This is a genomic window from Bacillus sp. TL12 (assembly GCF_022625245.1).
Taxonomy (GTDB): domain Bacteria; phylum Bacillota; class Bacilli; order Bacillales; family Bacillaceae_G; genus Bacillus_A.
Genome location: NZ_JAJJBY010000254.1, coordinates 1 through 276, shown reverse-complemented (window position 1 = coordinate 276; position 276 = coordinate 1). Strand labels below are relative to the sequence as shown.

Annotated in this window: 1 protein-coding gene; it reads left to right on the top strand. The window is 30.8% G+C overall.

Features of this window, described 5'->3' with window-relative positions; all coding sequences use genetic code 11:
- On the top strand, positions 1 to 276 hold a 276-nt coding region (locus LOK41_RS28815), incomplete at both ends, for an ABC transporter permease (protein ID WP_241819479.1).

Here is a 276-nt window from a genome sequence, read left to right as displayed (position 1 = left end):
CAATATTACAGGATTAGATAATGAATATTTTAAGGTTAATCAAGTGAAAGTATTAAAAGGACGGTCATTACAAGAGTCTGATATTATCCAAGGAAATAACGTGGTCATGGTTAGTACAGGGGTGAAAGAGAAAGTATTTAAACAGCAAAATCCTATTGGTAAAATTATTGAAATTAGAGGTCAACCAATGCAAATTATTGGTGTATATAAATCAGATAATGATTTTATGGGAATGGAATCTTCAGAAGCTCTAATTCCAATTACATTATGGCCAAC